This is a genomic window from Candidatus Symbiopectobacterium sp. (assembly GCF_020054415.1).
In the GTDB taxonomy this organism is placed as follows: Bacteria; Pseudomonadota; Gammaproteobacteria; order Enterobacterales; family Enterobacteriaceae; genus Symbiopectobacterium.
In genome coordinates this window covers 1-2,418 of sequence record NZ_JAHWCO010000725.1, presented here as the reverse complement: position 1 = coordinate 2,418, position 2,418 = coordinate 1, and the positions used below count along the sequence as shown (strand labels likewise).

Annotated in this window: 1 protein-coding gene and 1 pseudogene; both read left to right on the top strand. The window is 51.3% G+C overall.

Annotation, left to right across the window (positions count from 1 at the left end):
* A pseudogene (locus QZ506_RS20845) lies at nucleotides 1-819 on the top strand (transposase); the annotation flags it as partial.
* A 193-nt stretch (nucleotides 820-1,012) separates the two neighbouring features.
* Nucleotides 1,013-2,167: a CdaR family transcriptional regulator gene (locus QZ506_RS20840; protein WP_291973635.1), complete on the top strand. Its 1,155-nt coding sequence runs from the start codon at nucleotides 1,013-1,015 to the stop codon at nucleotides 2,165-2,167.
* Nucleotides 2,168-2,418 lie beyond the last annotated feature (251 nt).

Below are 2,418 nucleotides of genomic sequence, written 5' to 3'. Positions count from 1 at the left end.
CTCAGTTAACCTGTCCAACCTGCGGGAAACACTGTCCTATTCACGATCACCGACATCGTAAATGGCGCCATCTCGATACCTGCCAGTTCGCGACAATAGTCGAAGCTGATGTACCCCGCATTATGTGCCCGGAGCATGGCTGCCAGACGCAGCCTGTTTCATGGGCTAGCCCCGGTAGCCGGTATACGCTGTTGTTCGAGTCATTCGTTATCTCATGGCTGAAAATCAGCACCGTGGATGCCGTCAGGAAACATCGGAGGCTGAGCTGGAATGCTGTCGATAACATTATGCAACGGGCGGTTAAGCGTGGACTGGACCGTCGAAAAATACCACAGGCCGCGCGTCATCTCTGTGTTGACGAGATCGCTTTCAAAAAGGGGCATCAGTACGTCACCGTTATCTCTGATACTCAGGGACAGGCACTGGAGCTCAAAGATGATTGCGGTGTTGAAAGTCTTGCTGGCTATCTCCAGAGTCTGGGTGACCGCCAGGTCGAATCATCTGCCTAACGCGGTGGAGAAGATCGCGTTCGACCACTTCCATGTAGCGAAAATGCTCTGTGCCGTCGTAGATAAAACACGACAGTTAGAAATGAAAACCATCCCGCTACCGATACGAAAAAGAGCACATCGTTCCCGTTATCTGTGGTTGTACGGCTGCCATAAACGTCATGGTCGAATAGCAGAAAGACTGGAAGCAGCGCAGAAGGTACTGCCTGATACCAACCGTTGCTGGGCAATGAAGGAGCTGGCCCGGGAACTCTGGAACCGCAGGTATGACGAACACAGCAAACGTCTGTTGCTGGAATGGATAGCGATGGGCTTTGTTGAATAAATAGATTTTATGCCGGCAGCACAGTAAAACGACGGATCCTCGCAACGTAAAATCATGCAGTTAGGCATCATGAGAAAAGTGTACACCGGAGATGACAAGCATTTTCAGCCAAAACTGGCATGGAAAAACAGCATGATTACCTATTATTCAACAAAGCCCTGCACTAGGGGAATAGTAAATGACAGATTATGATTTCGACGCGAAATTAGCTTATTCGATCGTTGAACGCACCATGAAAATTATTGACTTTAATATCAATGTTATGGATGCCAGAGGTCGTATTATTGGCAGCGGCGATCGCGAACGTATTGGTGAAATCCACGAAGGGGCGCTATTAGCGCTCAGTCAGCAACGCGTCGTTTCGATTGATGATGCGTCAATGCATACGCTGCACGGTGTCAGGCCCGGCCTGAACCTGCCGCTGCGGTTAAATAACCAAATCGTCGGCGTCATTGGCCTGACCGGCGATCCCGATGGTCTGCTGCAATTTGGCGAGCTGGTGTGTATGACTGCGGAAATGATGCTGGAACAGGCTCATTTGCTGCAACTGTTGGCGCAAAACAGCCGCCTGCGAGAAGAGCTGGTGTTAAGCATGGTACGTAACGACAGCTACTCAGCCACCATGCAGGAGTGGGCGCAACGTTTGGGCGTCGATCTGACATTGCCACGTGTCGCCATGGTGGTGGAACTGGACAGCGGCCAGCTCGGTGTCAGCACGGCAATGAGCGAATTGCAGCAGTTGCAGTCTTTGCTGATGGAAACCGGTAAAGACGATCTGATGGCGATTGTGTCACTCACCGAAATGGTGGTGTTGAAACCCGCTTATCTGTATGCGGAGCGCTGGGAACCCGAAGAGCATAAGCGCCGCATGACACAGCTCTATCAGCGTTTACAGCAGGGCAGCCCGCTAAAAGTACGCCTGGCGCTGGGAAACTTTTTTCCGCAGGAAGGGGGCGTGGTGCGCTCTTATCACACAGCGAAAACCACCATCAGTGTAGGCAAGCAGCGGATGCCTGATGTGCATTGCTTCTGCTATCAGGACATAAAACTGCCAGTGCTGCTTGATAGCCTGCGCGATGGCTGGCAAGCAGCAGAGTTGGTAAGCCCGTTGCAGCGGCTAAAAACCAATGACGGCAACGGGGTGTTTCGAAAAACATTGCATACCTGGTTTCGCCATAATCAGCAGGCCGGTGAGACAGCCAAGGCGCTGTTTATTCATAAAAATACGCTTGAATACCGCTTGCGGCGCATTGCTGAACTGACGGGACTGAACCTGGCGAATTTTGAGGATCGCTTTCTGCTCTACGTGGCTGCACAGTTGGATCAAGACTAGCGCAACCTGGCGTTATGCTGCTCAGGCTGCACCGGCGAACTCATGGCGCAACATCACAATCTCTTCAGCAAGATCGCGACACAGCATAGCCGTCATCAAATGATCTTAGGTGTACTAGCTCAGACCTGATCTGACAGTTACCGATTATTTATACAGGTGTCTGTCAGATTACATCTGGTTCAGATTCTTTTCTGCCCAGATCCGTTTTCCATCGAGTAAAGTGGCCATCGGCGTACGCCCACAGCACATTT